36 protein-coding genes are annotated in these 26,619 nt (G+C 53.2%); 19 read left to right on the forward strand and 17 right to left on the reverse strand.

Annotated elements, in window-relative coordinates; genetic code table 11:
- Positions 1 to 12: 12 nt before the first annotated feature.
- The gene (locus tag QCD60_RS00475; protein WP_279781320.1) at positions 13 to 2,928 is read left to right on the forward strand and encodes a conjugative transfer ATPase; all 2,916 of its coding nucleotides are present in this window, start codon (positions 13 to 15) and stop codon (positions 2,926 to 2,928) included.
- A gap of 338 nt (positions 2,929 to 3,266) precedes the next feature.
- Positions 3,267 to 4,121, forward strand: a complete 855-nt coding sequence (locus tag QCD60_RS00480) for a hypothetical protein (protein WP_279781322.1) — start codon at positions 3,267 to 3,269, stop codon at positions 4,119 to 4,121.
- A gap of 3 nt (positions 4,122 to 4,124) precedes the next feature.
- Here QCD60_RS00480 and QCD60_RS00485 read toward each other — a convergent pair whose 3' ends face one another.
- Positions 4,125 to 4,424: a hypothetical protein gene (locus tag QCD60_RS00485; RefSeq protein ID WP_279781324.1), complete on the reverse strand. Its 300-nt coding sequence runs from the start codon at positions 4,422 to 4,424 to the stop codon at positions 4,125 to 4,127.
- Positions 4,425 to 4,718: 294 nt separating this feature from the next.
- On the opposite strand from QCD60_RS00485, the gene QCD60_RS00490 reads away from it, so the two are divergent.
- Positions 4,719 to 5,651: a hypothetical protein gene (locus tag QCD60_RS00490; RefSeq protein ID WP_279781326.1), complete on the forward strand. Its 933-nt coding sequence runs from the start codon at positions 4,719 to 4,721 to the stop codon at positions 5,649 to 5,651.
- Positions 5,652 to 5,670: 19 nt separating this feature from the next.
- Here the strand turns inward: QCD60_RS00490 and QCD60_RS00495 are convergent, their stop codons facing one another.
- Positions 5,671 to 5,997 (reverse strand): hypothetical protein, encoded by a 327-nt coding sequence (locus QCD60_RS00495; RefSeq protein WP_279781327.1) that lies wholly within the window; start codon positions 5,995 to 5,997, stop codon positions 5,671 to 5,673.
- A 220-nt stretch (positions 5,998 to 6,217) separates the two neighbouring features.
- Between QCD60_RS00495 and QCD60_RS00500 the strand changes: the two genes are divergently transcribed.
- Positions 6,218 to 6,421, forward strand: coding sequence for a hypothetical protein (locus QCD60_RS00500; protein ID WP_279781329.1), 204 nt, complete (start codon positions 6,218 to 6,220; stop codon positions 6,419 to 6,421).
- A gap of 103 nt (positions 6,422 to 6,524) precedes the next feature.
- Here the strand turns inward: QCD60_RS00500 and QCD60_RS00505 are convergent, their stop codons facing one another.
- Complete coding sequence (locus tag QCD60_RS00505; protein ID WP_279781331.1) at positions 6,525 to 6,881, reverse strand: carbon storage regulator; 357 nt, start codon at positions 6,879 to 6,881, stop codon at positions 6,525 to 6,527.
- A gap of 178 nt (positions 6,882 to 7,059) precedes the next feature.
- Between QCD60_RS00505 and QCD60_RS00510 the strand changes: the two genes are divergently transcribed.
- The 14 genes from QCD60_RS00510 (at position 7,060) to QCD60_RS00575 (ending at position 16,440) form a co-directional block, all read left to right on the forward strand.
- On the forward strand, positions 7,060 to 7,377 hold the full coding sequence (locus QCD60_RS00510; RefSeq protein WP_279781334.1) for a hypothetical protein: 318 nt from the start codon (positions 7,060 to 7,062) through the stop codon (positions 7,375 to 7,377).
- A gap of 98 nt (positions 7,378 to 7,475) precedes the next feature.
- Entirely contained in the window at positions 7,476 to 8,072 is a 597-nt protein-coding gene (locus QCD60_RS00515; RefSeq protein WP_279781336.1) for a hypothetical protein, read from the forward strand.
- 112 nt (positions 8,073 to 8,184) lie between these two features.
- Positions 8,185 to 8,436, forward strand: a complete 252-nt coding sequence (locus tag QCD60_RS00520; protein WP_279781338.1) for a hypothetical protein — start codon at positions 8,185 to 8,187, stop codon at positions 8,434 to 8,436.
- A 122-nt stretch (positions 8,437 to 8,558) separates the two neighbouring features.
- Positions 8,559 to 9,014, forward strand: a complete 456-nt coding sequence (locus tag QCD60_RS00525; RefSeq protein ID WP_279781340.1) for a hypothetical protein — start codon at positions 8,559 to 8,561, stop codon at positions 9,012 to 9,014.
- 34 nt (positions 9,015 to 9,048) lie between these two features.
- On the forward strand, positions 9,049 to 9,396 hold the full coding sequence (locus tag QCD60_RS00530; protein ID WP_279781342.1) for a hypothetical protein: 348 nt from the start codon (positions 9,049 to 9,051) through the stop codon (positions 9,394 to 9,396).
- A 57-nt stretch (positions 9,397 to 9,453) separates the two neighbouring features.
- Entirely contained in the window at positions 9,454 to 10,140 is a 687-nt protein-coding gene (locus QCD60_RS00535; protein ID WP_279781344.1) for a ProQ/FinO family protein, read from the forward strand.
- Between the two features lie 66 nt (positions 10,141 to 10,206).
- Positions 10,207 to 10,671 carry a hypothetical protein gene (locus QCD60_RS00540; protein WP_279781346.1) on the forward strand — a complete coding sequence of 155 codons (465 nt, stop codon included), beginning with the start codon at positions 10,207 to 10,209 and terminating at the stop codon, positions 10,669 to 10,671.
- An 85-nt stretch (positions 10,672 to 10,756) separates the two neighbouring features.
- On the forward strand, positions 10,757 to 11,023 hold the full coding sequence (locus QCD60_RS00545) for a transcriptional regulator (protein ID WP_279781157.1): 267 nt from the start codon (positions 10,757 to 10,759) through the stop codon (positions 11,021 to 11,023).
- Complete coding sequence (locus QCD60_RS00550) at positions 11,020 to 11,418, forward strand: type II toxin-antitoxin system VapC family toxin (RefSeq protein WP_279781158.1); 399 nt, start codon at positions 11,020 to 11,022, stop codon at positions 11,416 to 11,418. The genes QCD60_RS00545 and QCD60_RS00550 overlap by 4 nt, the downstream gene beginning before the upstream one ends.
- A gap of 221 nt (positions 11,419 to 11,639) precedes the next feature.
- Positions 11,640 to 12,101 carry a TIGR03757 family integrating conjugative element protein gene (locus QCD60_RS00555; protein ID WP_279781348.1) on the forward strand — a complete coding sequence of 154 codons (462 nt, stop codon included), beginning with the start codon at positions 11,640 to 11,642 and terminating at the stop codon, positions 12,099 to 12,101.
- An 83-nt stretch (positions 12,102 to 12,184) separates the two neighbouring features.
- The gene (locus QCD60_RS00560) at positions 12,185 to 13,099 is read left to right on the forward strand and encodes a TIGR03756 family integrating conjugative element protein (protein WP_279787858.1); all 915 of its coding nucleotides are present in this window, start codon (positions 12,185 to 12,187) and stop codon (positions 13,097 to 13,099) included.
- 40 nt (positions 13,100 to 13,139) lie between these two features.
- Entirely contained in the window at positions 13,140 to 14,519 is a 1,380-nt protein-coding gene (locus QCD60_RS00565) for an integrating conjugative element protein (protein WP_279781350.1), read from the forward strand.
- Positions 14,520 to 14,524: 5 nt separating this feature from the next.
- Positions 14,525 to 14,896: a hypothetical protein gene (locus tag QCD60_RS00570; RefSeq protein WP_279781352.1), complete on the forward strand. Its 372-nt coding sequence runs from the start codon at positions 14,525 to 14,527 to the stop codon at positions 14,894 to 14,896.
- Positions 14,893 to 16,440, forward strand: coding sequence for a conjugal transfer protein TraG N-terminal domain-containing protein (locus QCD60_RS00575; RefSeq protein ID WP_279781354.1), 1,548 nt, complete (start codon positions 14,893 to 14,895; stop codon positions 16,438 to 16,440). Before QCD60_RS00570 ends, QCD60_RS00575 begins: the two co-directional genes overlap by 4 nt.
- A gap of 64 nt (positions 16,441 to 16,504) precedes the next feature.
- Here QCD60_RS00575 and QCD60_RS00580 read toward each other — a convergent pair whose 3' ends face one another.
- The 9 genes from QCD60_RS00580 to QCD60_RS00620 all read right to left on the reverse strand — a co-directional run bounded on the left by QCD60_RS00580 (position 16,505) and on the right by QCD60_RS00620 (position 21,119).
- Positions 16,505 to 16,777: a hypothetical protein gene (locus QCD60_RS00580; protein WP_279781356.1), complete on the reverse strand. Its 273-nt coding sequence runs from the start codon at positions 16,775 to 16,777 to the stop codon at positions 16,505 to 16,507.
- Between the two features lie 120 nt (positions 16,778 to 16,897).
- The gene (locus tag QCD60_RS00585) at positions 16,898 to 17,467 is read right to left on the reverse strand and encodes a GNAT family N-acetyltransferase (RefSeq protein WP_279781359.1); all 570 of its coding nucleotides are present in this window, start codon (positions 17,465 to 17,467) and stop codon (positions 16,898 to 16,900) included.
- The gene (locus tag QCD60_RS00590) at positions 17,464 to 17,748 is read right to left on the reverse strand and encodes a DUF1778 domain-containing protein (RefSeq protein ID WP_279781361.1); all 285 of its coding nucleotides are present in this window, start codon (positions 17,746 to 17,748) and stop codon (positions 17,464 to 17,466) included. Before QCD60_RS00590 ends, QCD60_RS00585 begins: the two co-directional genes overlap by 4 nt.
- Before the next feature lie 885 nt (positions 17,749 to 18,633).
- Positions 18,634 to 19,146, reverse strand: coding sequence for a hypothetical protein (locus QCD60_RS00595; RefSeq protein ID WP_279781363.1), 513 nt, complete (start codon positions 19,144 to 19,146; stop codon positions 18,634 to 18,636).
- A gap of 148 nt (positions 19,147 to 19,294) precedes the next feature.
- Complete coding sequence (locus QCD60_RS00600) at positions 19,295 to 19,438, reverse strand: hypothetical protein (RefSeq protein ID WP_279781365.1); 144 nt, start codon at positions 19,436 to 19,438, stop codon at positions 19,295 to 19,297.
- 38 nt (positions 19,439 to 19,476) lie between these two features.
- Positions 19,477 to 19,803 (reverse strand): XRE family transcriptional regulator, encoded by a 327-nt coding sequence (locus QCD60_RS00605; RefSeq protein ID WP_279781368.1) that lies wholly within the window; start codon positions 19,801 to 19,803, stop codon positions 19,477 to 19,479.
- 1 nt (position 19,804) lies between these two features.
- Positions 19,805 to 20,182 carry a type II toxin-antitoxin system RelE/ParE family toxin gene (locus QCD60_RS00610; RefSeq protein ID WP_279781370.1) on the reverse strand — a complete coding sequence of 126 codons (378 nt, stop codon included), beginning with the start codon at positions 20,180 to 20,182 and terminating at the stop codon, positions 19,805 to 19,807.
- 177 nt (positions 20,183 to 20,359) lie between these two features.
- Entirely contained in the window at positions 20,360 to 20,638 is a 279-nt protein-coding gene (locus tag QCD60_RS00615; protein ID WP_279781372.1) for a DUF4282 domain-containing protein, read from the reverse strand.
- A gap of 64 nt (positions 20,639 to 20,702) precedes the next feature.
- The gene (locus QCD60_RS00620) at positions 20,703 to 21,119 is read right to left on the reverse strand and encodes a hypothetical protein (RefSeq protein ID WP_279781374.1); all 417 of its coding nucleotides are present in this window, start codon (positions 21,117 to 21,119) and stop codon (positions 20,703 to 20,705) included.
- Between the two features lie 294 nt (positions 21,120 to 21,413).
- Here QCD60_RS00620 and QCD60_RS00625 point away from each other — a divergent pair, with 294 nt between their 5' ends.
- Positions 21,414 to 23,912: an EAL domain-containing protein gene (locus QCD60_RS00625; RefSeq protein ID WP_279781376.1), complete on the forward strand. Its 2,499-nt coding sequence runs from the start codon at positions 21,414 to 21,416 to the stop codon at positions 23,910 to 23,912.
- A 185-nt stretch (positions 23,913 to 24,097) separates the two neighbouring features.
- On the opposite strand, the gene QCD60_RS00630 is transcribed toward QCD60_RS00625, so the two are convergent.
- The 5 genes from QCD60_RS00630 to QCD60_RS00650 all read right to left on the reverse strand — a co-directional run bounded on the left by QCD60_RS00630 (position 24,098) and on the right by QCD60_RS00650 (position 26,564).
- The gene (locus QCD60_RS00630; protein WP_279781378.1) at positions 24,098 to 24,376 is read right to left on the reverse strand and encodes a virulence factor; all 279 of its coding nucleotides are present in this window, start codon (positions 24,374 to 24,376) and stop codon (positions 24,098 to 24,100) included.
- Entirely contained in the window at positions 24,376 to 24,576 is a 201-nt protein-coding gene (locus QCD60_RS00635; RefSeq protein WP_279781380.1) for a DUF5397 family protein, read from the reverse strand. Before QCD60_RS00635 ends, QCD60_RS00630 begins: the two co-directional genes overlap by 1 nt.
- 391 nt (positions 24,577 to 24,967) lie before the next feature.
- Positions 24,968 to 25,474 (reverse strand): GNAT family N-acetyltransferase, encoded by a 507-nt coding sequence (locus QCD60_RS00640; protein ID WP_279781381.1) that lies wholly within the window; start codon positions 25,472 to 25,474, stop codon positions 24,968 to 24,970.
- On the reverse strand, positions 25,471 to 25,752 hold the full coding sequence (locus QCD60_RS00645; RefSeq protein WP_279781383.1) for a DUF1778 domain-containing protein: 282 nt from the start codon (positions 25,750 to 25,752) through the stop codon (positions 25,471 to 25,473). The genes QCD60_RS00640 and QCD60_RS00645 overlap by 4 nt, the downstream gene beginning before the upstream one ends.
- Positions 25,753 to 25,949: 197 nt before the next feature.
- Positions 25,950 to 26,564, reverse strand: coding sequence for a recombinase family protein (locus tag QCD60_RS00650; RefSeq protein ID WP_279781385.1), 615 nt, complete (start codon positions 26,562 to 26,564; stop codon positions 25,950 to 25,952).
- Positions 26,565 to 26,619: the final 55 nt, after the last annotated feature.

Consider the following 26,619-nt stretch of genomic DNA (forward strand, 5'->3'; position numbering starts at 1 on the left):
ATGATGGGAGTCATGGAGAAGTTGCGGAGCGCCTTTGCTCTGCAGGGCGATGGTAAACACGTTGTGTCCCTGGCAGACGGGTCCACGCATGAGCGTATTTCGCGCTCAAACATGACCATCGCAGACGAGCAGGCGTTTATGAATAAGGGGCAGGAATTCAGCTCCTTTGTCGACCTGCTGCCCTGGGTGGATTACAACCATAAGCATCAGGTGTTTGAGCTGGAGGACGGGAGCTCGGTAGGCGTGGTGTTTGAGCTTAAGCCCGTGATTACCGAAGGGCGTGACGATGCATTTATCGAAAACGTCCGTTTTCAGGTGCAACAGGTACTGCAGTCATCCTTCGATGAATATGACACGGAGCCTTGGGTAGTGCAGCTTTACTGCCAGGATGAAACCAGCTTTAGCTCGTACCTGGAACATCTCGATGCCTATATCGATCCCATGATCGCGGATACCGAGTTTACTCAGGCCTATCTGAAGCAGATGGAAGGCCATTTGCGGGGGATCAGTAAGCCCGGCGGGCTGTTTGAGGACACGGCAGTGACGCGCAACCCCTGGCGTGGCCAGATCCGCCGCACTCGCCTGGTGTTGTACCGACGTTTTGAGGCGAACTTTTCCCTCAAAGGCCACTCGACTGAGGATGAGTTTGAGACGGCGGTGCAGGACATCAATGACACCTGTGCCCGTCTGGTGGCAAACCTGGAGTCCATCGGGATCGATGTCCAGCGCTGTGATGGCCGCAGTGTGTTTCAGTGGCTACTGCCCTGGTTTAACCCCTGCCCCACGCTGACGCAGGGTGATACGGAAGCGCTCGGCCGGCTTGCACACTATGTCGATGAGGAGCCCCCTGAGGGGCGAAGTCCGCTGCTGGACGATTTCTCCGAGTGCCTGATGTATTCCCACCCGGCATCGGATGTGAATCGCGGTGTCTGGCTGTTTGATCGTATGCCCCATCGCGTGATCATGATGAATCGATTCAAGCAGGTACCTCGCCCCGGCATCCTGACGGCGGAGTTGCGACGTGGCCGCATGGTCAATTCGCTATTCGACTCCCTCCCGGAGTCCACCATCATGACCATGACGATGGTGATCACGCCACAGGACTCAATCGAAGCCCATATCGATAAAATCCGGGACAGCTCGTCCGGCCATTCCAATGATGCAACAGCGGCACGTAAAGAGTGTGATGTGGCACAGCGTAAGCTGCTGGCCGGTGACAAAATGTGCCGTTTTTCATTGGCCTTCTATGTCCGTGGTCAGGATATGGCCCAGTTAAATGAGCGTACCAACCAGATTATTGCCGTCACGCAGACAGCAGGTATCGAAATGGTGGATCCGCGCCATGAGGTAGCACCGCTCAATAGCTATCTGCGCTGGCTGCCTATGAACTACAAGCCACATGAGGACCGCAAGCACTGGTATGTCAATCTGGCGTACTTTGATCATCTGGCCTCGATTGTGCCCATCTTTGGCCGCGCCGTCGGTACCGGCAATCCCGGTTTTACGGCGTTCAACCGGGGCGGTGGCCCTCTTACCTTTGACATGCTCTCCACCGCTGACCGGGCAAAAAATGCGCACATGCTGTTGCTGGGGCCGACAGGGGCCGGTAAGTCCGCCACCCTGGTGGCCATGCTGACGCAAGTGCTGGCCATCCATCGTCCCCGTGTCTTTTTGATTGAGGCCGGTAACAGCTTTGGGTTGTTTGCGGACTACTGTCAGTCACTGGGGCTCAGCGTCAATAAGGTGTCGCTCAAACCGGGTTCGGGGGTACGTCTGAACCCCTTTGCCGACAGCCATTTGTTGTTCGAGTCAGGACGAAGCTATGACCCGGATGACATCAGCGATGATGAGGCTGACGACAGTGATGATGATGAAGGCGATGCGCAGCGGGATGTGCTGGGTGAAATGGAAGTGGCTGCCCGGCTGATGATTACCGGCGGTGAAGAGGCTGAAATCAAAGAGTACAAGCGGCAGGACCGCTCGGCGGTGCGTCGGGCCATTCAGCAGGCAGCGGAAGAGGCGTACGCCGGGAAACGGCAGATGACCGCACCGGACCTGCAGCGCGCCATGCGTGCCATGGCCCGTGATCCGGATCAGTCTGAGACCCGCCGCTTACGTATCGAGGGCATGGCGGATGCGCTCGATCTCATGTGTGCACCGGGCTCGTTTGAGGAAGAGATGTTCGCCAAAGAAGGTACCCCCTGGCCAGAAGTGGACGTTACTGTGGTGGATCTGGCCACGTTATCGCGTGAGGGTTACGAGGGGCAGTTATCCCTCGCACTGATCTCACTGTTTAACCACATCAACAACATTGCCGAGCGTGACCAGTTCTCAGGGCGGCAGATCGTGGTGCCTATCGATGAGGCGCACATTGTGACGGTCAACTCGCTACTGGCTCCCTATGTGGCCAAGATCGGCAAGATGTGGCGAAAGCTGGGGGCCTGGTTGTGGCTGGCCACCCAGAACATGGACGACTTCCCGGACTTTGCCAAGAAGCTACTGGGGCTTTGTGAGTGGTGGATCCTGCTGGTGATGGAGCCTGCCGAAGTAGAGCAGGTGGCGCGCTTCAAGACACTGAGTGCCGATCAAAAACACCTGGTGTTGTCCGCCCAGAAGGAAAAGCACAAGTACACCGAAGGGGTGGTGCTCAGCAAGAATCTGCAGATGCTGTTCCGCTCAGTCCCGCCCAGTTTGTATCTGGCGTTGGGGATGACGGAGAAGGAGGAAAAGAAAGCCCGTAAGGGGTTGATGGATGAGCACGGTGTCTCTGAGCTGGAGGCGGCCCTGATGATCGCTCAGAAGCTGGACAAGGCGCGGGGATTGGGAGTCAACAGTTCTGCCGGCATTAGCAGCGAGCTCTGCCAGCATCTGAATCCAGACGGGATCTATTCGCCGAAGAAGCCGGCATGGTACCCCCACCCGTACTGAAGGTGCGCAGCTGTATCGGCAGGAGTGTCAGTCACTCCGTAGCAGGGCTGGCTGGAGCAGTTTACACCCAGCCTGACTGCGGCAGTCGGTAGGCTGACAGAGCATCGTGAGGGGCAGGATAACGTGGAGGGGACAGCAAAGGGTGACGGTGTGTGAGCACGTCACCCTTTGTTATTGGTGGTCAGGGCGTGAGCGTGGCCAGTGAGGCCAGACCTGCCTGGCGCTCACTCGATATACGCACAGTGGAAACATATACTCCCCCCTAGATTGCCAGACGCCTCTTGTCTGGCAGACTGCTATATACCAACACATCATTCATAGAAAATGAGAGGTAACGATTGAAGATTTTCAAGCTACGACCCAACGACACTCTGCACTATCCAATTGATAAAGAGACTTTTGAAGAGGTCACCCTTAAACAAACTCCCTACTACTCTGGGGGGTCACATTTCGCCGTCTGTCCAGCGTGTGACAATCCCATTCAGCTGATAGGACTGATCCCTACTCATACCAACGATAAAGCACCGTACGGCAAACACTTCAGAAATGGGATCCCAGGTTTAGCTCGCTACAGTCAGTTCGAGTACGATTGCTGTCCGCTGGCAGCCCGAAAAACGTATGACAGAGAACAGAGACGGCCTTCTGGCGGAGCTCTCAGCAACAAAATCCTTACGATTCTCCGCGAACATTTTGATCGGGTTGTGTACGTGCTTGAGAAAACAACAGGTATTTCGATCAGCGACAACATGGCCGAAGCCATGCTAACCCGCTATCTGGAACAAAGTGCTCACACCTATGTGGGGTCATCGCTCATCAATATTCCCTGGATGCTGGCGTATTTTTCAAACTCACAGGGGATGTATAAGCGCCGGATCACCAATGAAAAAATGCAGCAAAGCATTTTGAAAAAAATCACTGCGGTTCAATTTGATGCGAACAATCGTCTGGAGAATAAGCCTGGACAATATGTGACACTAAACGTGTGCTTCATTCATCATCAAACTGATGGCGAGGGGGGAGAGTATGTGGATATGGTGGTGTCTGAGGGAATGAGCTTTGATGAAGGCCATATCGTATACAAAGAACGTCAGGTCTTTGACCATGACTTCCTTGAACGCCTCATGCGCAAGGAAGGCAATGAGAGCAAGCGACGTCAGCATTTGATCGACATCGCTCACCGTTTAATTCCTTAGGTTTTACTCTGACGCTGGCTGAAGAGTAGCAGCCCCTGCTTGCTGCCACTGTTGTATCGGCCAGTTGTACGCATTCCCTACCTCTACCCACCAGGACTCTGGCAGCGGTGGCAGTATGCCACGGGCTTCTGCGATAGCCACACACCCCATGATGGTAGTCAGGGGCATGGAGAAGGCGTGGTAGTTATCGCGCATGGCAAACAGCAGGGGTTCATCGCAACACTGGCTGGGAGGCTGTGGCGGCGCCAGGGGCTGATCTGCCAGGGTGGCAGGATTCTGTTGGGCTTGTTCCAGTTCGGACACGACTTCGATCTCCTTCAACTCAGGGAATGGCCAGTGTCCACATTTTTACCCCGCTTCTCGACAAAGAAACCTTACACCGCTTTGTAGAGTTACTGATGACCTCTTCCCCTAAGGATCAGCCTGAATAACCGGCGCTCACCTCAGTTGAGCCAACCGCAGAACGTCATCAAAACGACATGACCCTGTAATGAACCGGAACTGGTGGACGTTCTTGTTTACTTAATTAGCAATCGTTTCGATGACTGGTGTAGTCCAGTTTAGTCAGTGCTTTCTTCACGATGTCCAAGGAGGGTCATGGTGTCTTTGTCTTCTGCTTTCGTCTTTCCTTCTGCCGCTGTTCAGGCTGGTGATCCCTCTCCTTCTCTGTCTGCCTGGATGCGTTCGGCGCTGTCGCTGGACGGTGCCGGGTCAATGTCGTCTGCAGCGTCACCGGAGGGGGCGGGGATTCTGCGTCTCTCCCCTACTCTCAGTCAGCTAACACAATGGCTGCGTCAGGCTCAGCAACGGCTGATCCGGCACCGTGCAGCACTGGAACCTGGGGTGCCGGAGGTGTTGTATGTGGCCACGTCGCTGGATGCAGAAACGCTGGGGACCGGCTTTGCGTTGATGGGGGACTGGGAGATGGCTCGCTGTTACTGGCAACGGGCCTGTCAGTATGGTTTACAGCCGCTGCGCATGGCTCAGGAAAGGCCGGATGATGACCCGGTGCTCATACAGGGGACGACGGCCTGTGATGTCCTTCGTCTGGTGGTATGCGCGCTGGCTGCGGGTGATCGTGATCTGCAGGAGGAGATCCTGCAGCAGTACCCGACCTGCCCCCTTCGCCTCACGCGCCAGGTACTGGTGCTGGATGGTATGGCTGACAGTATTCTGCAGGCCATGGCTGCCTGTTTGGCGGGCTATGCGGACATAGCCCGGCAGGTACTGCAGCTTGGCATGGGGCAACTGCCGGAGGATCCTGCCCTGTCCGGCTGTTATCAGGGGCTGGTGAACATGGCCTGGGCGCTGCTGGGGATACTGAACCAGGATCAGGACACCTTTAATGCCGGTCTGATGGGACAGTTGGCTGTGCATTATCAATGGGCGCTGTGCAGTGGCCGTGAGATGGAGGAGACCTATATCTGTTTATCAGCCGTGGCCATGGTCAATCTGGGGCTACAGTGCGGCCTTGAGCAGCAGGTGTTTGATCTGTTGATTCCACAGGGATTGATCTGTCAGACCGGGTGAGTGGCCCCGGTGGTGAGGCTCAACACTGCTGGCACAGTTGTTCTTTGGGCAGCAGCTCCAGTTCGGTAATACGCAGGTAGGTTCTGATCAGTTGGGCTATGGCCACCCCGTGCAGCACTAAGGCGATACTGCCTTCATTCCAGAAGCTAGTGAGGTTAACGCCGTCTGTATCGAAGAGTATCCCTCTGGCCAGTATCACCAGGGCCACTAGCAACCATCCGCTGGCCCAGTAAATTCCCCGTGTGAGTGTTGTCTGCTTCAGTGCCTCCAGGCAGTCCTGGTAGGTGGTGTAGTCCTGTGCGTCCTGTTGCAGTGGGCTGGCAGGGTGTGCGGTGTTCGGTGACATGGGTCCGTCCGGTGGTGAATGCGTAACGTATGTAACTGCTGAGTATCACATTGTTGCAGTGCAGTTCCCGCCACCCTCTTCCCCTTTGGTCGCAGGGGTGATGATGGCCACGGCGCGTGTAAACCCTCTTCGGGGCGGTGAGGGTTGTTTGCTGTGGCAGCGCATGGGCTTTGGCAGGATGGCGGAATACCGTCTGTGACAGGGTGAAGGAGAATAGTGCATGACCTCGATGAGGGAGACAGCGGAAGCGCCGGTGGTGGCTGCGGTGGCCGCGATTGAGTATGCGTTGCAGCTGGGGTCAGGGGATGACGGACTGGCGTTTCTGCGCTGCTGGTCGGAGGGAGAGTTTGATGTCATCCGGGCCGAGTGGCCAGAGGCGCCCGAAGAAGTGTTTGGTGCTGATCCGTTGTACAAGGCTGGCTGAATCAGTGGCAGGCCAGCCTGGCTGTGGCAGTTCGTGATAGTGGAAGGGCTGAGGCAGTTTTTGTGTGGAAATGACTGGGAGCGGTCCTGGGAGGCTGAGGCAGTCAGTCGATGGTTGAGTCGAGGCAGAAGGTGCGGGCCAGGCGACTCAGGTATTGCCTGTTGCGGTGGGCGTAGCACTCGGGGCGCCGGATGGCGATATGGCGCGGTGCCTCGACACCTATCCATACCTGCTGCTGCGATTCAGTGTCTTTGACATCGTAGACCAGCAGGATGATCTGCTGGCCATCGGGCTGGGTGAGGACGATGCGCTCACCGCGATTCCGGTTAAGGATCAGGTGGCCGTGCCACTGAGCCTTGAGCAGCGTCTGCTGGAAGTACGGGCGCGGCTTGACGGTGATCAGGTAGCGGATAAGGCCAAAGGCCATCCGGGCCCTGGAGGTATGAGGAGCGCGGGACATGGGTTCCATCCTGAGTCAGTAGATTGCCAGCCTGCCACCTGCTGTTTCGCCTGTTTCCAGCAGGTCGCAGACTGGCTTGGGTATTGTTGAAAGGTTGCCCTGCCCTGTCAATGCGGTGGAGGGCATGTTGAAACGGTCTGGAATGAATCCGGGCCATGAACCGAATAAGGAGAGAACTGTGAACAAGCGCCCCGGTGGACCCGGTGTGGTGGTGCCGTTGTTTGGTGAGCGCACGTCGCCACCCGCTGCAAGTGAGGTGGCTCCGGTGGATTCGGTCCACTCAGTCAACAGGCCGGTGCCGGATTATCGGCATGAATATCCTTGTTCGGTACTGGATGTGGCAGCGGGTGTGGTGCATGTCACCGTGCTGGCCACGTCGGAAACAGTGGCGCTGGAGGAGGCCTATCAGGCGGCCAAGCGACGTGGCTGCCGCAACATTATCGATATGGCCATAGGGCACATGACCGAGCAGGAAATGGCCAACCGGCCTCAGTAACGCGGTCTCAGTACAGCGTCAGTAGTAAGGTACAGGGGGATGTCAGTGGCAAGCACTGACAGCGACAGTCGGCTGTGGCAGGTCAACTGGTGTATTCAATGACAATCAATAAGGAGTGCAGTGTGGGGATAACCGCCAGGGTCAAGGCAGGAGTGGGTGCGGTGGTGTTGGCATCAGCAGGGTTGTTAGCCGGCTGCAATCTGTATACCAAGGACGGCAGCTGCGTTACTTGTTTCAAGGATCCGTTTGGGATTGTGTCCGTCAGCTCAGGGACCACCACGGATAACAGTGGTCCGCGCAGTATCGGCCTGGGCGCCCCGAACAACGCTCCCTATTCCGAAGGGCGCCATGTCGTGAGTATGGCCGTGAATCAGGATGTGGATCTGGTGTTTATTCGGATGAAACGGGAGTTTGGTTTTCAGTCCCCGGAAGAGCTGAGAGCTGCCCGTGGCGACCTGGCTTCCCGCATGAGAATGCAGGACGCTGGCTGGCGTTATGAGGCCACACCGGGTGTGACCTATCACATGCGCAGTGATGCGACCGTGAGCGGTCAGGATATTGTGCTGGATATGGTGATCGACAAGCTGGGCTCAGGCAAAGCGGCCCTGACCATGACGTATCGCAATCCTGCCGGTGCCAATGTCAGTCAGCTGGAGTCGGCACTAAAAGCCCGTGTCCAAAAGGCGCTGGGCTGAGGTCGCTGAGCCTTTGCGTGGGCTGTGATAGGGTGTCTCACTGCCAGGTTGATCCTGGCAGTGTTGTTTTGGGTGCTTTGTCGTAGTGATGGTGTAGCAGGAGGCCACCCCGATGATGTCAGGTACTGATTCCCTTTCCACTCATAAACGCCGCCGGCAGGCCTGGGCCGCGCAGATCGAGGCCGCGACCATTGAGGAGCTGTCCCAGTTCCGGGTGCATTTAATTCGTAAGATTGCCGAAAAGCGTGAGGCACAGCGGCGGCTGCGTCAGCAGGATCCGGCCCGCGCACTGCAGCAGCAGGCGGCGGTGGCAGGCTATGACTTTTCATCCCTGATCAAAGAGATCGAGGCACGTAAACGGTAAGGCGGCTGTCCCTTGTGCCAGTTCAATGACGCCCACTGGGGTGGTATCTATATCGATTCAGGCGCATTGTGTTCAATGATCACTTTCTGGCCATAACAAAAACAATCGAGAAGGAGTTCGCTATGGCTATTGCTCAACCACTATCCATGTCCCTTGATATGGATGACCTGACAACGGATGCCGCTAAACCCAACCCCACCGATGTCGTCATGGACCTGTACCGTGAGTGTGAGGGAGCACTGTCGGTGCTGAGAGACCGTGCACTGACGCTCCAGCGTATCTATGACGGTGAAATGCTACTGAGTGATGAGGTTGTGCAGAGCGCGCGGGAGGCCTGCATGGTCATTCGACAGATGGAGGCCAAGGCCCGACGCAAGGCGGTGGCCATCGCCGGTCAGGTACGGGAGGGGGCCTGTGAAGATGACAAGCGCTGGATGGCATACCAGATGGCCGTGCTGAAGGAGGCCAACCAGCTGGCCGTGCTGAAGGAGGCCAACCAGCTGGCCACCGAGGTACAAAAACAGATGAAAGAGATTCTGTACTGGGCCGAGCCGGTACCGATCGATTCCCAATCGTGATCCTGGATCACCCGTTACAAGGACGTCCCCCGTTATGCAGCACGATATGAAGCGCGCCAATCTGTTCGTCATGGTACCGATGATGTTACTGGCATGGATCAGTGCAGACAGTTATGTCGATTACCGTCGGGGTAAGGAAGTGGCCGAGTTCTACGGCGAAGGCCACTACAGCCTGCTGATCGCACCGATTCCGGTAGGCAATATGATGGGGGTGAAGGTCGTACCAGACCTGGAGGGGCGCTGTGAACCCAATCCGCAGGTCGAAATGATACCCTTCAAACACGACGGGGACTCAGTGACCGTGCTCTGTGGTCAGTGGCCGCACTCACACCAGCTGCAGCTGGGGTATGTGCCAAAAGCGTTGATACAGCATGGTCTGTAGGGGGTACGGCCTTTTGCGGTAAGCTGTTCCCCGGAAGAACAGCCTGACACGGAACCGATGGATCTCATGATAACTACCCCGCCTTCCCGCCCTAAGCTGAGTCTGAAGCGCAAAGTGGCTGTAACTGCAGAAACAGTGGAGGCACCCTCCACGCCCGCTGTGGCCATACCGAGTACAAATGAACAGCCCCCTGTCAGTACGCCTGTAGCCAGTCCACCCGCAGCGGCGCCGGTGACACCTCCTCCTGCCAGTCAGCCCAAAAAACCGAAAACCTATGCTCAGGCCAGCCTGGAGATCGTGCGTGCGCATTTCCCCGCCTGCCTGCCGGAACCGGCCCAGCCGTTAGCCATCGGGGTGGGTGAGCAGATCCGGACCATCGTGGTGACTGAGGCGATGGGGGTGTCACTGAAACGGGTGCGGGCTGCACTCAAGGCCTACACCAGCCGCCGGCACTATCTGATCGCGGTCTGGAAAGGAGCACGTCGTATCGGGCTGGACGGTCAGCCGTTGGAGGGGGCTGCTGGCGACGTCTCCGAGGAGGCGCGGCAACTGGCTGCAGCCAGGCTGGTGATCCATTTCGGCTACGATGTCACCACGCGACGCGCCATTGCGCCTGACCAGCTGCCCGGGCGCGTAGCCACAGCGGAAGCCACACTGAAGCACATCAAAGGCGGTGAGGACAACGGGGAGCCGGACGAGGGTGATCAGGCCACGGCACCTGTTGCTGTCACGGAAACCGAATAACGCTTTAGCACACTTAATAGCCGTTATCGGCGGCGGAGTGTGCACACCATGATACGGATGATCAGAATGAAAGCAGGACGCATGATCAGGCAGGCCTACTGGGCAGGTCTGCGCGGTATTGGTTGGATGGGGCTGGGGATCGTGCTGGCCGTCACCCTGGGGCTCAATGTACAGGTCGGTGGTTATCTGCTGCTGTTTGGCCTGCTTAACCTGGTAGCGATCCTGGCAGGCATCGTGCTGAAAGACCGCTGGCAGGACTATCAGGCAGCGCGCCATGCTCCCCGTTCGGTGTATCCCTCCTCTGATGCCGGCTATGGGCATCCTCAGCAACTCCATATCAATATGGCCAGCAGTGATGGTCTGCGTGTATGGCAGGTCTACCCTTCTGTACCGCTGATGAAGCCTCACCTGAATATCTTACGTGATGCCGGATGCCTGCTGACGGACAGTGAGGGGCGCATGGTGGACCACTGTATTGAACTGCAGAATACGGCCAGTCAGCGCCGGCAGCAGTTTCGTGTGGTGAGCTGAGTTGAACGATAGCCCGTATTGGTCATAGTAGATGGTAAGGCAGATATGCCTTACCATGTATCTATACCACTTGGAGGGTCATCCCATGGCTACGCTGACAATTACCGCCAAAGGCCAGGTCACTTTTAATAAAGAAGTGCTCCGCCATTTAGGGCTCAAGCCCGGTGACAAAGTTGAGCTGGAGCTGCTCTCTGAAGGGCGGGCCAATATCAAAGCCCTTCCCCCCAAAAATACGTTTGAATCTCTACAAGGCTTTCTCAAAGGCAAAACCAATGGACGCGTTCTCTCTGTAGAAGAAATGAATGACGTCATCAGAGAGGCTTCTGCCGAAGCAGGGGCCACGCCTGCATGAACATTACCGCTGACACCAATGTTCTGGTGCGTCTTTTGACAGAGGATGATCTACATCAGTCAAGGGTGGCCATACAGACACTTAACCAGGCCAGTTCTGTGGTGATTAGCCTGCACTCATTGTGTGAGCTCGTTTGGGTTCTGGGCAGAGGCTATCAGGTTGCGCGCACCGATATTGCGTCAGTCATCCGTCAATTGATGAATACCGCAAACGTCGTGGTCAATAAATCAGCTGTCGAAGCAGGTCTTCAGCTTTTTGACGCAGGGGGAGATTTTGCCGATGGCATCATTGCTTATGATGGGCGGCTTCAAGGTGGTAATACTTTTGTTTCCTTTGACAAGAAAGCAGTCAATCTGCTGAAGCAACTGGGTCATACCACTCAGCGACTTAAATAATACCTTCTTGCTCCTCCCCTCCTTAAAAACACAAAGCCGGGACATCTGACGATGATCCCGGCTTTGCGCTGCTCTTCGTCCATGGCCAAGTGCAGAGCACGCCACTACCAGACGGCACCTGGTAACCCTCCAGCCCGGAGATAGGTTTAACTGCGGATTTTTCCCCCTTTCTTCTTGAAGCTGTCGGCTGAGTTTCAGTCACCGTTTTCAAGGGGTCAGGTATGGTTCCCATCCATCTTCGCAAAACAGCAGCATGGGCCGGTGGTGTGCTGGCCATCGTCAGTGCAGCGGTTTGGGCCGCTGCGCCCTCACCATCTGCTCCCCCCTCCATTGAGGTTTTCACCGTCCATGCACAGCCCGTCACGGTGCCGCCGGCACTCATGGCACAGACTCGCGTGGCTTATCTGGACGAACCCGCGCGGCTGGAACAGTCGTTTTCCGCGAACCTGCCGCAGCCCCCTGAACAGGCCGCTGCAGTGGTGCAGCAGCGATTAGCAGGCCCTGCCGGCCAGCAATTCCAGCAGCAGCTGCAGGCAGCGTATGCCGGTGTCGTGCGCGCCCATGAACTGAAGGTGCTGAAAGTGCCTGCCGTGGTGGTGGGGGGACGTTATGTCGTCTATGGCCAGACTGATGTGGCTGCCGCAGTAGCTCAGATCCAGCAGCGCACTGGGGGTGGCCAATGACAGTGCCCGATACCTTGCCCGTAGTGGCCTCTTCCCCCCGCGCCATCCCGGTACCTCTGTCATGGAAAAAGCGACTGCGCAGCATGGCGATGTCGTTCTGCCTGGTGACTACACCGACTTTTGCTATTACCACTGCCACCATCACCCAGTCAGCCATGGCGCCGGATTGTGTGGAGTACCGGGTAGTCGGTGTCTGTTACTGGCTGTTCTGCACCTTGTGGGGCTGCACAGTGCGGACCTCAGTTAAGGTCCGGCACTACGTGCCGGATCTGGTGGTCTCGGCGTACAGCGGACCAGGGGATAACCCCTGGTCTGAGATGTCGTTTGTGGGTGCGCAGCTCCCGGGAGCGGAAGGTGGTGGGGATACCCATGGCCGGCATGCCAATGAACACAGCAAGGTGCGCTTCAAGAGTGCAGATGCCATCGGGCATCCGGGCGGCTATATCGCCTCTAATCTGGCCTCTCAGTCAGGCTATGCCTGTTCAACCAGTGCCACTCCTGTTTACCCCTACTTCGTCTCCACCCTGGATACCCTGGCCTGGCGTTGGGGTGTGCCTGAGTCTGTTTACCCTGAAGCGCTGATCCCCGGACAGCGTGAAGTCGGCCAGACGGGCGATATGTGGGGCAGCGTCTATCCGCGTGCCGGCGCATTGATCCAGACCCACGATTACAAAGCAGGGGCTGTCGTGGCCCAGCGCGTAGGCGATCTGGTCACCCGCTCCGGGCAGATGCACGTCTATACCCCGCTGACGGCCTCCAGTCGCGATGGCTACTGGCCACCCGGCCCGATCACCGAAGGGGATAAGAAGACGCACAAATGGCAGCAACTCAGTCCGAAACTTGAGTACACCTGCGCGATTTTCCCCAACGGTGGGGCATCTGAAACCTACTCCGATCGTTTAAGCGAAAACGGTGGCTATGTCTGGTCACTGTGGCGCCCCTATAGCTGCTGTCAGCGGCGAGGGCAAACCTTCTTGGGTTACACGGATTTCATGTGAGGGAGCAGCAATGAACGTAAGGATAAAGAGGGCTGGTGCAGTGAAGGCAGTAAAAACCGTGACCCTGGCCGTCGGCCTGACGGGTGCAGCGATGGGCAGTGGTTTGGCTGGTGCAGACACCGACTACGGGTTTGATGTGCATGACAAAGTGCTCAATGACTCGGTGTATTACGCCATTGGCGGCGGCAATGTGATTGCAGGCCCAGTCAGCCGGAAGACGCCCAACTCCATTGGCTTGGGGGTCGGCTGGAATGCCAACCTCATGTGCGGCAATTTTGATCTCGGAGCAACGGTACAGAACCAATTGAACGGCGTTACTAACGGCTTCAAGTCGTTGATGAGTAACGTGATTAATGCCGCGACTGGCGCCGTGGCTTCACTGCCGGCCATGATCATTCAGCGCAGCAATCCACAGCTCTATGACCTGCTGCAGAATGGCGTACTGCAAGGCAAACTGTCCTTCGACTCTGCCAAGCTCACCTGCGAGAGCATGGCCTCCGATATGACCGATGTGGTCATGGGGTCTCGATTGGCCCAGCAAGCCAAGGCCGATGCCTACCAGCGGGCAGCAGCCTCCACAACCGATGCCGTACAGGCCAAGGAGCAGGCCGAGAGTAAAGGCGGCGATGAGGGCATTCAGTGGGTAGGCGGTGCCCGTAAAGGTGGTAAGGGCCAGGATCCCATTAAAGTCATCCGTGATACGGCAGTGGCCGGTGCCAACGTATTGACCAACCGTACCGTCACCGACACGGGCACCTTCTCCCATGCGACAGGGAGTGAATCCTGTGCCGGTGGCTCGATGTGCCAGGTCTGGAGCTCTCCTGCCGAACTGGCTGACGACATGGTGAAGGTGCTGGGTGAGAAAACCCTGACCACCTGCACCACCTGCGAACAAGTGGCGGGTAAAGCCGGTACGGGGCTGATTCCGATGGTGGCCGAGGCCCAGGACTCCATTGCCACCACCCTGGCAGGCCTCGCCAGTGGCTCGCTCAAGGTGACCAATGACAACCTGGCCAAAGTGTCCGGGGGCGAACTGTTGCAGGTCTCACGCTCCATCATCGACAGCTTACGGGATGACCCTGAACGCTCCCTGCTGGTACAGCGGTTGTCCGGTGAGTTGGCACTGTCGCGGGTACTGGACAAAGCCATCCTGATGCGTCGTGCCCTCGTCGCCGGTGCCAGTATTCCTGAAGTGCAGAACTCCGATGAGCTACAAACCGCTGTAGATAGCAGCCTGGATCAGCTGGACCGGGAAATCGGCTCCCTCAAACAGGAAATGGAGATCCGCAAAATGCTGGCCGAGAACACCGCACTCACCTCACTGACCCGTACTGCTGACCGTCGTACCAGCAATGAAGGTACCAATGCACGTCCCTTACCTAATACCGCACCCGGTCTGTACCCGAAGGATGAGGAATGATGGATATGAAACTCTGGCATAACCCTCAGATGTTGCAGCTGGCTCAGCGTGGACTGACATTGACCAGGAAGCTGCTGATCGCAGTGGCCATCCTGGTAGCGTGCATTGCCACCCTGCTGGTACTGGCTCGCTTTAGCATGAACCACACCGAACAACTGGAGCACTTTAGTCAGTGGTGGAGCCGGCTCAGCCCCTGGCTGTATCTGTGGCGCATACCGCTGTACGGGGGCTTCTACTGGATGTGGCGTACCAGCCATCACTACATGGTAGAGCACCATGGCGCGGCAAAGGTGCGCCGTTTTGGTTGGCGTGCCGTCAGCATTATCGCCGCCGTTGAAGTGATCCGCCTGATTCAGATCGTAGGAGGTGCGGCATGATCATGGCCGTGGACTCGCACCTGGAATACTCCATGGTGCTGCTGGGCTGGTATATCAGCGAAAAGATATGGGCCGTGCTCTCTGACTCCGGGGTGTTTGCGATCCCGTTGATGTTTATGGTCTACAGCAACTTTGCAGAAATGCGTCGTCAGGGGGCCGATGAGGGTAACAAGGGCGCATTGGGGCTGAACAACCTTGAGATCGATCTGTATCAGGCGCTCATCGTGATCCTGATTGCACTGCAGCCCTTCATTAACGTCAATCTCAAGGTCGTCTATCCCCCTAACGCAGACAACCTGCATTCGGCACAATGCTCTATGAGTGATCAGGGCAAACCTGCAGGCGGTGAAAATGCCTGGACGACAGGCTTTGCCAGCGTCAACGGTATGACGCCTCAAGTGCCTTTCTGGTGGTGGAGCTGGCATGTCGTGGCCAAGATGATCACCTACCCCGCGATTGCCTCGATCCCCTGTGAGATCAACCTCCGGCAAGTGAAGTACGAACTGAATCAGGAATATATCTCTGGAGGCCTGGCCGCAGAACTGGGTGACTTTGCGCGGGACTGCTTTGCCGTATCCAAGTCACGCCTGACGAACCTGAAGCGTGCGGACTATTACAAGTTCAACGAAGAGCAGCTGCGTGACGTGGACTGGGTTGGTTCGAACTACTTTCTGACTACGCCGGGCTACTACGACACCCATCATGCCAGTCTGCCTAACCCCAACTTTCCGTATGATGCGGCAAGGGACGTGGCTCTGCCCAATACCGGGGCCGGTGGCTATCCCACCTGTAAACAGTGGTGGAGTGATGGAAAAGTCGGTCTGGCCGCGCGTGCGAAAGCGGAGCTGACAGACGATCTGCTGGAACAGCTCTTCGCGATCGGTGTCTCCGATGAAGACTTGCTGCGTACCCTGATGTCCTCCACCACGATGGAGCGGCCAGGGCGTGCCTTCAGAAGCTATGGCTATTCTGAGTCGGAAGGGGGAAGCGTTGTAGGGGCGCCCGTCGCAGCCCTGAAAACCGCCACGGCAGCGGTGGGTATGGGGGTTGCGACTGCCACCGTCATGCCTGCTATGTATCTGGTGCAAACGTCATTGCCCATGGTACAGAGCATGCTGATGATGGCCCTGATCATCTCGATGCCCATCGTCATGGTCATGGGTAGCTATAGCTTTGCCACGCTGATGTCGATCACCCTCGCCTACTGCGCGCTGGTCTTTATGACCTTCTGGTGGGAGCTGGCCCGGTTCGTGGACAACAAACTGGTGGAGATCCTCTACAGCAGCCCCAGTGACGGTTCCCTGTTGGGTTACCTGGCTGATGACTTTGACAACTGGGTCAGTGACTTTGTGACGGTCACCATGTTTCTGGTATGGCCTGCGTTCTTTCTGGCTGCGATGGGTTGGGCTGGATATAAGATGGCATTGATTTCTGATGATATGGGATCAGGGACCAAGCAAGCTGGAGACGCAGGAGAAACGGGTGGAAAACTACTTAAGGATACAGCGATGAAGAAAATCAGCAGTAATAGAGACGTAACTTAAATTGAAGCCAGATGAGATGGTGCAATCAAACACCATCTCATTTCAGTCTATCTTAACCCCACCGCTATAATAGCCATCTCCTTCTGGTTCCTTCTGGTCCATGACGATAACCTGACTTTGATGAATCGCTGCAAACGCTTCCGCCAACATCGCAATCTGCAATCGCGTCAGGTAGATGTTTAGCAAGATCCTTGAACAACCCGCCAACTGCACCCAGTACGATGGCGGCTATCTTCGTTGCCAGTAGCAGTAGTTGTTTGGACAGCAGTATCTGGAAACGTCGATCCTTTAGACGTTGCAGAAAACCAGCCTTGGTAGCTGAGGTGTGGGCGGGCATGGGACTCTCCTTGTACGCCTGTGGTGGGGGTAAGTTGAATAGAAAATGAGCGGGTTGTAAAGAAAAACCAGCTGAGCCGGATAGCAGAGCTGGTTCCTGGTAACACCTTTCTGAATATCTCTACCCATCGCCCAACGAAGCAATAATGGTGTCTATATCAAGATACATCAGCGACAACTCAATCGCCTGATCACCGTCAGATATACTTTGCGTGGTTGGTAGTGTGATAAAGCCCAAACTACGATAGAACGCGACAGCTCTTGGGTGGGACCAGAGGGCTACCCCCTGCAGACCTGCATGCATTGACACCTTCAGGGCTGAGTGAAATACCGCCTCTACCAACAAATCAGAACCAATACCTTGCTTCTGATAGCGGATATCCGTCGCAATCTGCTCTAGCAGCAGTACCGGGATAAGTCGGGGCATGCCTGTGTAGGAGCCGCCTGCAAAATCATCTCGCATCAGCTGACCAACGCGGGTTGTGCAGTATCCCACCAAGTTATCGTCAAGGGTGGCCACATATACTTTCAGTTGATGCTCTTTAGCAGTCTTCTGAAGTTTTCTGGCCGAGCTATTTAGAAAAGTATCACCACAGTCAAACTGCTTAAGTTTCGCTGGAGTGATGGCAATATCAGATTGGGTAAAGGTAGAAATCAATACATTACTGGTTTTCTCATGGTCATGGGTCATCTTTTTCTTCTGTTCATCAGGGCCCTCAGCGCTTCAGTAGGGGGAGCTGGATTCTGAACAGCCTCTTCCAACATTGACCATGCCTCCGCATTTAGACGAATCACGCTGGATTCTGCGATGATACGTCTGGCCTGCTCTTGGGCTTGGGCAATGATAAAAGCGCTCAGATTCACTCCAGCAGACCGTGCAGCCTGCTCTAGCATCAATTTCACTTCCGGCGTTGTTTTAAGTTCAATGCGCGCACTCTTTGAGGCGACATCACTCAAAGCTTGGTTAGCCATAGCTAATCCTCTTCGTCTCTCTCCAGAACATCACAGGGCGACTGCAGCCACAGGGCATCGTTGCCGTGATATGCTTTTACCTACGTAAGGTAGGTCACTAGCCAAAAGGCCATTTCATTTCATGTCATGTCTTGGCATGATCAAACTCCTGCGGTAGATAGTGAGTCAAGTTTTTAAAGCCGTACATGGTACGGTTTTAAAACTATACGACCCTCTTTCAAGACAAGTCAATAGCCGTACATAGTACGGAAAAAAGATACATATATTCATCGGATTACATCACTTGAAATCAGGCCTCCGCACACCAATATCGATACGTGCTGCCATTCGGTATCAACAGTTAAATGATCCGAAAGTTAAAGTGAAGCAAACGGCTGCTCGCCGCACTTGGGTCTACTCCATCACTATTGAAGATCCTTCAGGCCCCTACCATGTTTTTTTGAGTTGAAACGTGCTGCAAAGGAAAAGCCACAAGACTTGAACCTGGTCGTGGAAAGCGCGTACCACGAGACAGAGGATAAACCGTCGGTATTGGGGAGCATGGGATTTGTGCTTCTTTGCGGTAAGATCTATACAAACAAACCAGTGGCGACAAAACGATAGGCCTAGAAACGAAAAAAGCGCCAAGAGGCGCTATTTTCGTGCATTAAAGCAGATCCGGACACCACTCGGTTTTCACCTCGGCTCACCTTGCGTGGGCACTAGATTGCTCTAGCTGGGAAGCGCTCGATCTCATCCGGTCAGTCGCTTCGACAAAACAAAAGCAAACTATATTGAGCAAATTTGTCAATATAAAAGATATTGACAATATCCCTCTCCAGAAGTACTTTGAATAGGCAAGCTATGTAGGAGTGTTAATTATGTATCAACCAGGCCCCGGCCCCATTATAGTTTAGTGTTACCATTCACTGACGTTCTGAGCTTTGCGAGAAGATCATTTCCCGTTGCCACGGCATCGTTCATGTCGCTCAGAACACGTCTTAGTAGTTTCAGCTTCCTTTCCCTATCAAAATTACGTGACTCAAAATCACTACTGTACATATGAGTGGTGCATTCTTGGATCGCAAGAATTTGGTTGTAGAACTCCAATATATCTGCAGATAGCGCTTCAGGCAGATGCCACTTGTCTTGCCCCCAGACAATTAGATCCGTAATCCCCTGCGTGACAATGACATAGGGAAAATAGTCTGATTCAGACTCTGCCCTAGTAATCGCTGATTCCAAGCCTTCTGCAGAAGATTTCATCACTTTGACCCGCGAAGCTACGTCCGAAGTCACCATCCGATGAAAGCTGCCTTTGGATCGCTTATTCTTCCATAGATCAACCACCAACGGGCCTACCACCGACCCCATGAAAGCCGCAACCACAACTGCGATGGGCTGTTCTAACCAAGCCATACGTAATCCCCTTCTTCGCTACCCTATTAGATTCCAAATGCCCTAGTGCGCATCCATTGCATAGCTATCTCATTCTGAGAACGAAGTTTCGCACGGGTAGTTTCACTGAGAGGCAGGCCTTCAGCATAGACGAGATCTGTTAGGCCACTTATATTATACGGCTGATTTGAGAGTGAACATCACCAGACTCAACTTCGTCTTCACCATGCTGCTCACGCTCAATGAGCCATTTGAGCTGTGCAAGCTCTTTCTCGATAACGACGATCAGTGCAATCTGCCAATCGTTTGACATGTATTCCTCTCCCTGAGCCTATTCGAGCGCCTCTTAAATTACGCGGGATTTGCACCTTCAATACTTTCAAACTGGGTGATTTTCACATCACCGTCTGGAAACTTAGCTTTGATCTCCAGCTCGCCCCCCATAGCCTGAATAACATCTCTCAAAGAGGAGATGTACATGTCGGTTCGACGTTCCAGTTTTGAAATTGCAGCTTGCTTGACCTTTAGTTTATCCGCCAGGTCCTGTTGCGATAGCTGTCTAGCATGGCGAAGTTCAGCAAGAGGCATCTCCTGCATCATTGCATGTACTTTCTCCTGCACAGCTCTTTGGGCTTCAGGAGACATTTTAGCTTTCAATACACTGAATGATTTGGCCATCTTAATTTTCTCCTGAGTCGCTAGTGGCAGACTCTTGCTCAAGCTCCATCAGATGCTCGTCATAGAGCCTGTCAGCAACAGGGATAAACTGATCATAAAAGCGCTTGTTCCCTGTTTTATCGCCTCCAATCAGCAGTATTGCCATACGTCTGGGGTTAAAGGCGTAGAAAATACGATATGGGTGACCTGAGTGTTGGATCCTTAGCTCTCGCATGTGACCATGGCGGGAGCCACTTATTGCTGAACTATGTGGGTGAGGCAGATTCGGGCCATGCTGTTCAAGAAGCTCAACTGAAGCCGTGACACTGACTTGCTCACTCTCAGTCAAAGCATTCCACCACACTTCAAACTCATCCGTGTATTCAACCTCATGGCTCATTCAAATATAACCTTTGCGGAATATTTGATCAATATTTGGGCGACCCATAACGGGCTGTGCTATGAAGACTGAGCTTACCCTTCCTCATCGTTCTAGCATCCCTTTCACATGGTTCTTTTCGCGTGACACTGACGAAAAAAACGGCAGACCGCCTGAGAGTACGGCCTGCCAACATCATCAAACAGGCTCTTTTAACTCTGTCGCTGCCGCTGTTTTCTGTAGGTTTTCATGGATCTTAAACAGCACCAGGAACAGCTCACACCAGATCCGGGCAGCCACTGCGCCACCAATCATGGCAGCCAGCCCTGTCAGAAAACCAAAAAAAGTTATCCGATAGCCACCGAACATCATGCCCAGACCTGATACCACTGCAAACAGCAGCATCAACCAATAGACAACAGTGATGATCTTGGGGGTGATCATGGTATCGAAGTGCAGAATGTCCCTGATATTCATGAATATCTCCTTATCTGAGTCAGGGGAAAGGCAGCCAGGCTACCTGTGATGTTGAGCACGAAGCTCAAAAGTCGACGTCCAGATCAGCCATGTACTCCAACAGCCAGACACCCGAGCCTCTGCGCTGGTAGATAATGACCTTATCCAGTTCTTTAATGAGGTGGTGGCCAGCCTCTGCTGGCACACTGAAGGTAGCCTTGGCGTGGTAGACCAGTTGCCCTCTCGATGACTCCTGCTGAGTCAGTCGATAAGTGTGAATAATGCAACGTTGCTGGGTTTCACGCTCACAGGTTTTGACCAGCTCATCAATGATGGCGTTGTCAGCGGGGCCAGAGGGATAAAAGGAGTCCGCAAGAAAGACATAGCCCAGCAGCAGGAGATTCAACAGCAGAATGAGAGGCTGGTCCAGAAAGTACGCGCCCCACATCAGAGTGACAAAGAGAGCAGTGGCCACAAGCCACTTATTGGAAAGTAGATGCATCAGATCGTCCTTGATCAATCAAAAACAGAGTGCTGTCAGTCAGCAGCCACCCTTTTCTGCGTCACATTACATACATGGCGCCATGTTCCGGCGGCGCGAGACAGATTTTGTCACCAGAAGCGGATAAAAAGTCACAATACGAATATAAAGAACAATATTACTTTTATCCCACATGCGATATAAGAATAGTTCCAGCAGTGTTGCCCTTTTTATAACTTTATCACTTGCCCCCTTTCATAAACACCTTATGGGCGCATAATTATGAAAATATAAAGCTCCTTTCAGGAGGTCACTATGGCTCACTTAGCTTCCATACTCGTTATCGATGGTATCGAATCGCGTCGACAGTTCCTGGAGCAGACACTTCAGAAAATTGGATACAATATATATTGTACAAGTACAGGAGAAGCCGGCATTTCTATTGCTGAACGCAATGCCATTGATCTCATTTTCCTGCACTCACAGCCTGCAGACATGGATGGTTATAGCTGTAGCCAGAAGATAAAGAGTCATCACCTACTCTCCGGCATTCCTATTATCTTCATGCTGAACCCAGATGAAGCGTATGCAATACAGAATGTGATTGATGCCGGCGGTTCAGACTGTCTGGTAAATCCTTATGACATAAATGAAATTAAGTATCGATTAAGCCTTCATTTGGAAATACGTGATATATGGAGAGAGCTGGCTCATCAATGTGAAGTTTCTGCTCGTAGCGAGGACAGATACAGACAACTGGTGGAAGAGTCACCCGATGGCATACTGATTGTTTCGCAGGGAAAAGTTGTTTACGCCAACCATACGGCCTGTATTCTATACAGAGCAAATAAAATATCAGAATTAATCGGCAAACCCATCGTACTCCTGGTCGCACCCGAAAGTATAAGCATAGCCCAACAAGCCATGCAGGTAATATTTCAGGGAAAATCTGCTACCTATCGACAGAATGAAAAGGCAAAACGGCTTGATGATACCGTATTTGATGTTGAGGTCACTCGACAACCGCACTGGTATGCAGGTGAAAAAACAATACAAATCATTATCCGAGATACGACGGATAGAACACAGCTTCAACATCAGCTCATTTACCAGGCAACACACGATACGTTAACAAACCTACCAAATCGTACATTATTAATGGATCGATTAAGGCAAGCTATTATTCACTTGGGCAGAAAGAACCTTTCCTTTTCTGTATGCGTTATCGATCTGGATGGCTTCAAATGGATCAATAGTGCTTATGGGCATCATACGGGTGATTTATTACTCAGAGAAATTGCGACTTCCCTTAAAAAAACAGTCAGAGATTCAGACACGATTGCCCGACTAGGCACTGACCAATTTGCATTGATCGTTAGTTTAGAAAATCCAAACAGTGAGCATGCCATTGCTCATCGACTCCAAGCCCAGATCAACAAGGATTACTGTATTGATGGCAGAGTGCTCAACTGCACTGCCTGCTTAGGGTTCAGTCAGTACCCACAGGATGCCGAAATGGGCGAAGAGCTGCTTCATCTCGCTGAATCTGCGATGTACCAGAGTAAAGTGAAAGGACCTAACACCTACTGCCATTTCAACACAGAGACCCATGAGCAAAATGCTCAACGTAATAGCCTAGAGAAAGATCTGCAGGAGGCGGTTGGCAATCAAGAGTTTGTTCTGTATTACCAGCCACAGGTCGTGTCGCGGACAGGTGAAATTATTGGTGCTGAAGCCCTGATCCGCTGGAGTCATCCATCACTTGGACTGATTGCTCCCGATAGATTCATATCTATTGCTGAACAGTCAAACACGATTATGTCCATCACCGCCTGGGTAGTTGATGAAGCCTGCAGAACCTTAAAGTCATGGCATGAAAAATATCAGAAAAAAATAACCATGGCAGTCAATATTTCACCATACACCTTAAGACAGGCCGAAAATCTAGAGCAGATTATCATTGACAGTCTGGAAAGATATTCCTTGCCAGCAGAATATCTGGAACTGGAAATAACGGAAAGCTTCTCTCTGGAGAAAAACAGTCAAATCGCACCACTACTGCGCAGGTTAAAAAGTATTGGAGTGAAAATTGCTATTGATGACTTTGGCACGGGCTACTCCAATATGAGCCACCTAAAAAAATTCCCAATTGATAAGATAAAAATAGATGGTTCCTTTGTTACAGAAATTTCCCATGACCCTCGGAATATGGCCATCATTGACAGCATTGTGAGCATGTCAAAACAACTTAAGATTGAGATCATTGCTGAGAGAACAGAAACATTTGGACAAATACGCCTTCTCGAACTGCATGGATGCAATACTGTACAGGGGTATTTCTTTTCAAGGCCCGTAACATCTGAAGAGTTTTCAGAGCTGCTTAAAGCGCAATATATAGATAAAGAAGAAATCGAACTATTTAAAAACGATACCTCTCATACCCTTATTATTCACTATAGCAAAACACAGCAGCAGGCTTTAAAACGATCACTAGCTAATATTACTCAGGACATTTTAATCGCAGACACAGCACATTCAGCGCTGGATATGATGGCGACTTACAAAATAGGCATGGTGCTTATTGCTCAAAATCTTGTTGATACCGATCTATTAGACTTTCTAAATCGTATTTGGCACCTGCATCCAGAGACCTATAGGGTGGTCATTGCTGAAAATGCAGAGAGTGATGTATTAAAAATTGCTGAGGAGGAAGGGAGCGCTCACTTTATTATAAAAGAATTACCTGTCACGACTGCTAGGGAAATACAGAGCATGTATGCCCATCTACAGCCAGAAAAACGAAGGGTAAGTTAGACCAGCGAGACTGGAAAAATCTGCGGAATGGAATTGCTGGGGGCTGTTTGACTAGCAGGTAGAGCAGCGCTTCGGTGCCGCTTGAGACGGTCCCTCACACCACGCAATTAGAGCGGAAATGTCATACCGCCCCAAGTATTGAGAAAAACCTTCGTTTAATGCACCTTTAGGCAATAGATCTCTGTTTACTGTTTTACCAAAGACGTGAAGTCAGACCACTGTTCTATACGGAAAGCTCTAATATCGCGTACTGACTGTGGGAACCATGTCATGCCCCGCAAGGCTTGAATGGCTAAGAAGAGATTTGCCATATCTTCCTTTTCAGTGACGTACAAGCTGCCCTGAATGCGACTAAAGCCATACTGTCCAAGTGTTGCTGCAATATCAATGTAAGCCTGCGCCACACTTTTAGGGTGATTGTTTTGGGTATCTGCGACGACCAAATCAAATGCAATTGCGTACATCAGTGAGCCTCTGGATCATCCGTGATGTTAGTCAGGCGGTACTCAGCTTTTTCGCCCGTTTCAAGCAGCTTTACTTCTACTAACCAGTCACCATCATCCAGCTGCCGCAGCGCCTTACCCACCTCATATTTTGGGCCAAATGCACCAAAACACTTGATTACACCTTCCGGTACAGAGGGAAGTGGAGCTGAGTTTTGCATGACGAACCTCCAGAAGGTAAGAGTATAACCAGTTCAAGCATTATACCGTCCATCTGCTTTGTAAACATCAGCAGCATTGATACCAATGCCCCTGGTGGTTAACTTCACTTTTTCCGGCGAGATCAGTCCGAGCCGGGGCGAAAAGGCATTCAGTTGTCGCAGTCTTTGTTTAGCGAGGCTGTATGTTCTCACAATGCGGTACCGCTCCACCTCGTTATGAAAAAAGCCAAGCTGAACGCTTGGCTTTTTTCATTTCTGGATGCCGCACACTACATCGTCCAAATATTCTCAACTCTAGAAGAATGGCGTGCGGTGGCTCAATACCAGCTTAAGATGCGCTCATCTGGCAATACTGCTCAAAAAATCGTGAACCCGTTCTTAGATGTGAAGCTTATGCCTTCCGAGATGTGGGCACTGTTGCCAGAGGCAGGAAAAGCGTCAACGGCGAATCCGGCAAAGCGATGAAGCCATGATGTTGGTAGAAAGAAGATGCCATTTCATCCTTAGCATCGACCATTAAGGCATAGGCGGCAATCTCTGACCGAACAGCACGTTCAAGTGCATCAGCTAACAGTGCTCCTCCTAGCCCTTGCCCCTTAAAAGCCTGATCGACGGCCAGACGTCCCATGCGTACTGCAGGTACGGTCGGGTAGCGTGGTAGCTTCTTTCCTTCCTCAGCCGGAAGATCGGCCAGCAGCAGACTTGCAGATGCCAGAGTATAAAAGCCTGCTATGCGCTGCTCTCCATCTAATGCCACAAAGCAGGCGGCCACACGCCGGCGCATATCCTGGGTGGCTTGCTCTCGCAGATAACGGTCAAGTGATTCTGAGCCACAGTCAAAAGCAGCGCGGTCATGCGCAGCATTGAGTGGAACGAGCAGGAACGGCGCAGTGCTCATTCAGCGCGCAATAGCTTGCTACGGCGAGCGAAAGCGCGCTCCAAGGCAGGTGTGGGCTCCGGTGGTGAAAGCAATGCTTGTGAAAAGCACTCCTGATCAGCCATCGACAGACGAATGACCTCAGCTTTCTCGATGGCACGCTGTGCAGCTTCCTGCACGGCTGCGACCACGAAATCAGTCATGGTGCGTCCCTGCAGTTCAGCAGCGCGCTTGAGCATAGAATGCAGATCGGTACTGATCCTGGCTTCGAGTCGGGCGGTAGATGTAGCTGCGGGCATAGTGGTGTCCTCCTGATAATATGATACGGCATACTGCCGTACATATCCATTCCCCTATTTCATGGTTTCCGGTATAGATCCTTCCCTGGTATTGACTGACAAAATAAATGTAAACCGAACGATAAAGTTCTAAACAGTTACAAAATATAAACGAGCAGCACGTTACTTAGTAGCTTTAGGCTACAGGTAGCTTATTGCTATGTATCATGTTGGACAGCCTCATGAACGCCAGCTGTTTCGTGTTTAGCTCTAATCCGCATGATCGACTGTCGGGTAGTCCCAAAATCCCGCGCTACCTGAGCGACAGACACCCCTGCCGCTAAGCGGTCAATGACTTTGACCTGATCTTCGTCACTCAATGCCGGTGGGCGCCCTAGCCTCTTCCCTTCGGCACGCGCTCTTGCCAGACCTGCCTGAGTGCGCTCTATCAGCAAATCTCGCTCAAACTCCGCGACCGCATTCATCACCATCATCGTCATCCGGCCTGCAGGGCTGGTCAGATCCGCACCTCCCAATGCCAGGCAATGAACATGGATACCATCTTCTGCCAGAAGTTCTATGGTGGCCCGAACATCCATGGCATTGCGACCCAGCCTATCCAGCTTGGTCACGATCAATATATCTCCGGGCTCCAGGCGATCCAGCAGTCTGGCAAACTGTGGACGCTCAAGCGCTGCTACACTGCCGCTGATGTGCTCTGTTACGATCCGCCGTTGATTTACAGCAAAGCCCGCCGCAACAACTTCTTGTATCTGGTTATCAGTATGTTGGTCAGCAGTGCTGACACGGGCATAGACGAAAATGCGGGACATACGTGCACCTACATGTACGAAATCAGTGTTCGTATCATACGGCATGTCCAAAATA

This window comes from Pokkaliibacter sp. MBI-7 (genome assembly GCF_029846635.1).
Classification (GTDB): Bacteria; Pseudomonadota; Gammaproteobacteria; order Pseudomonadales; family Balneatricaceae; genus Pokkaliibacter.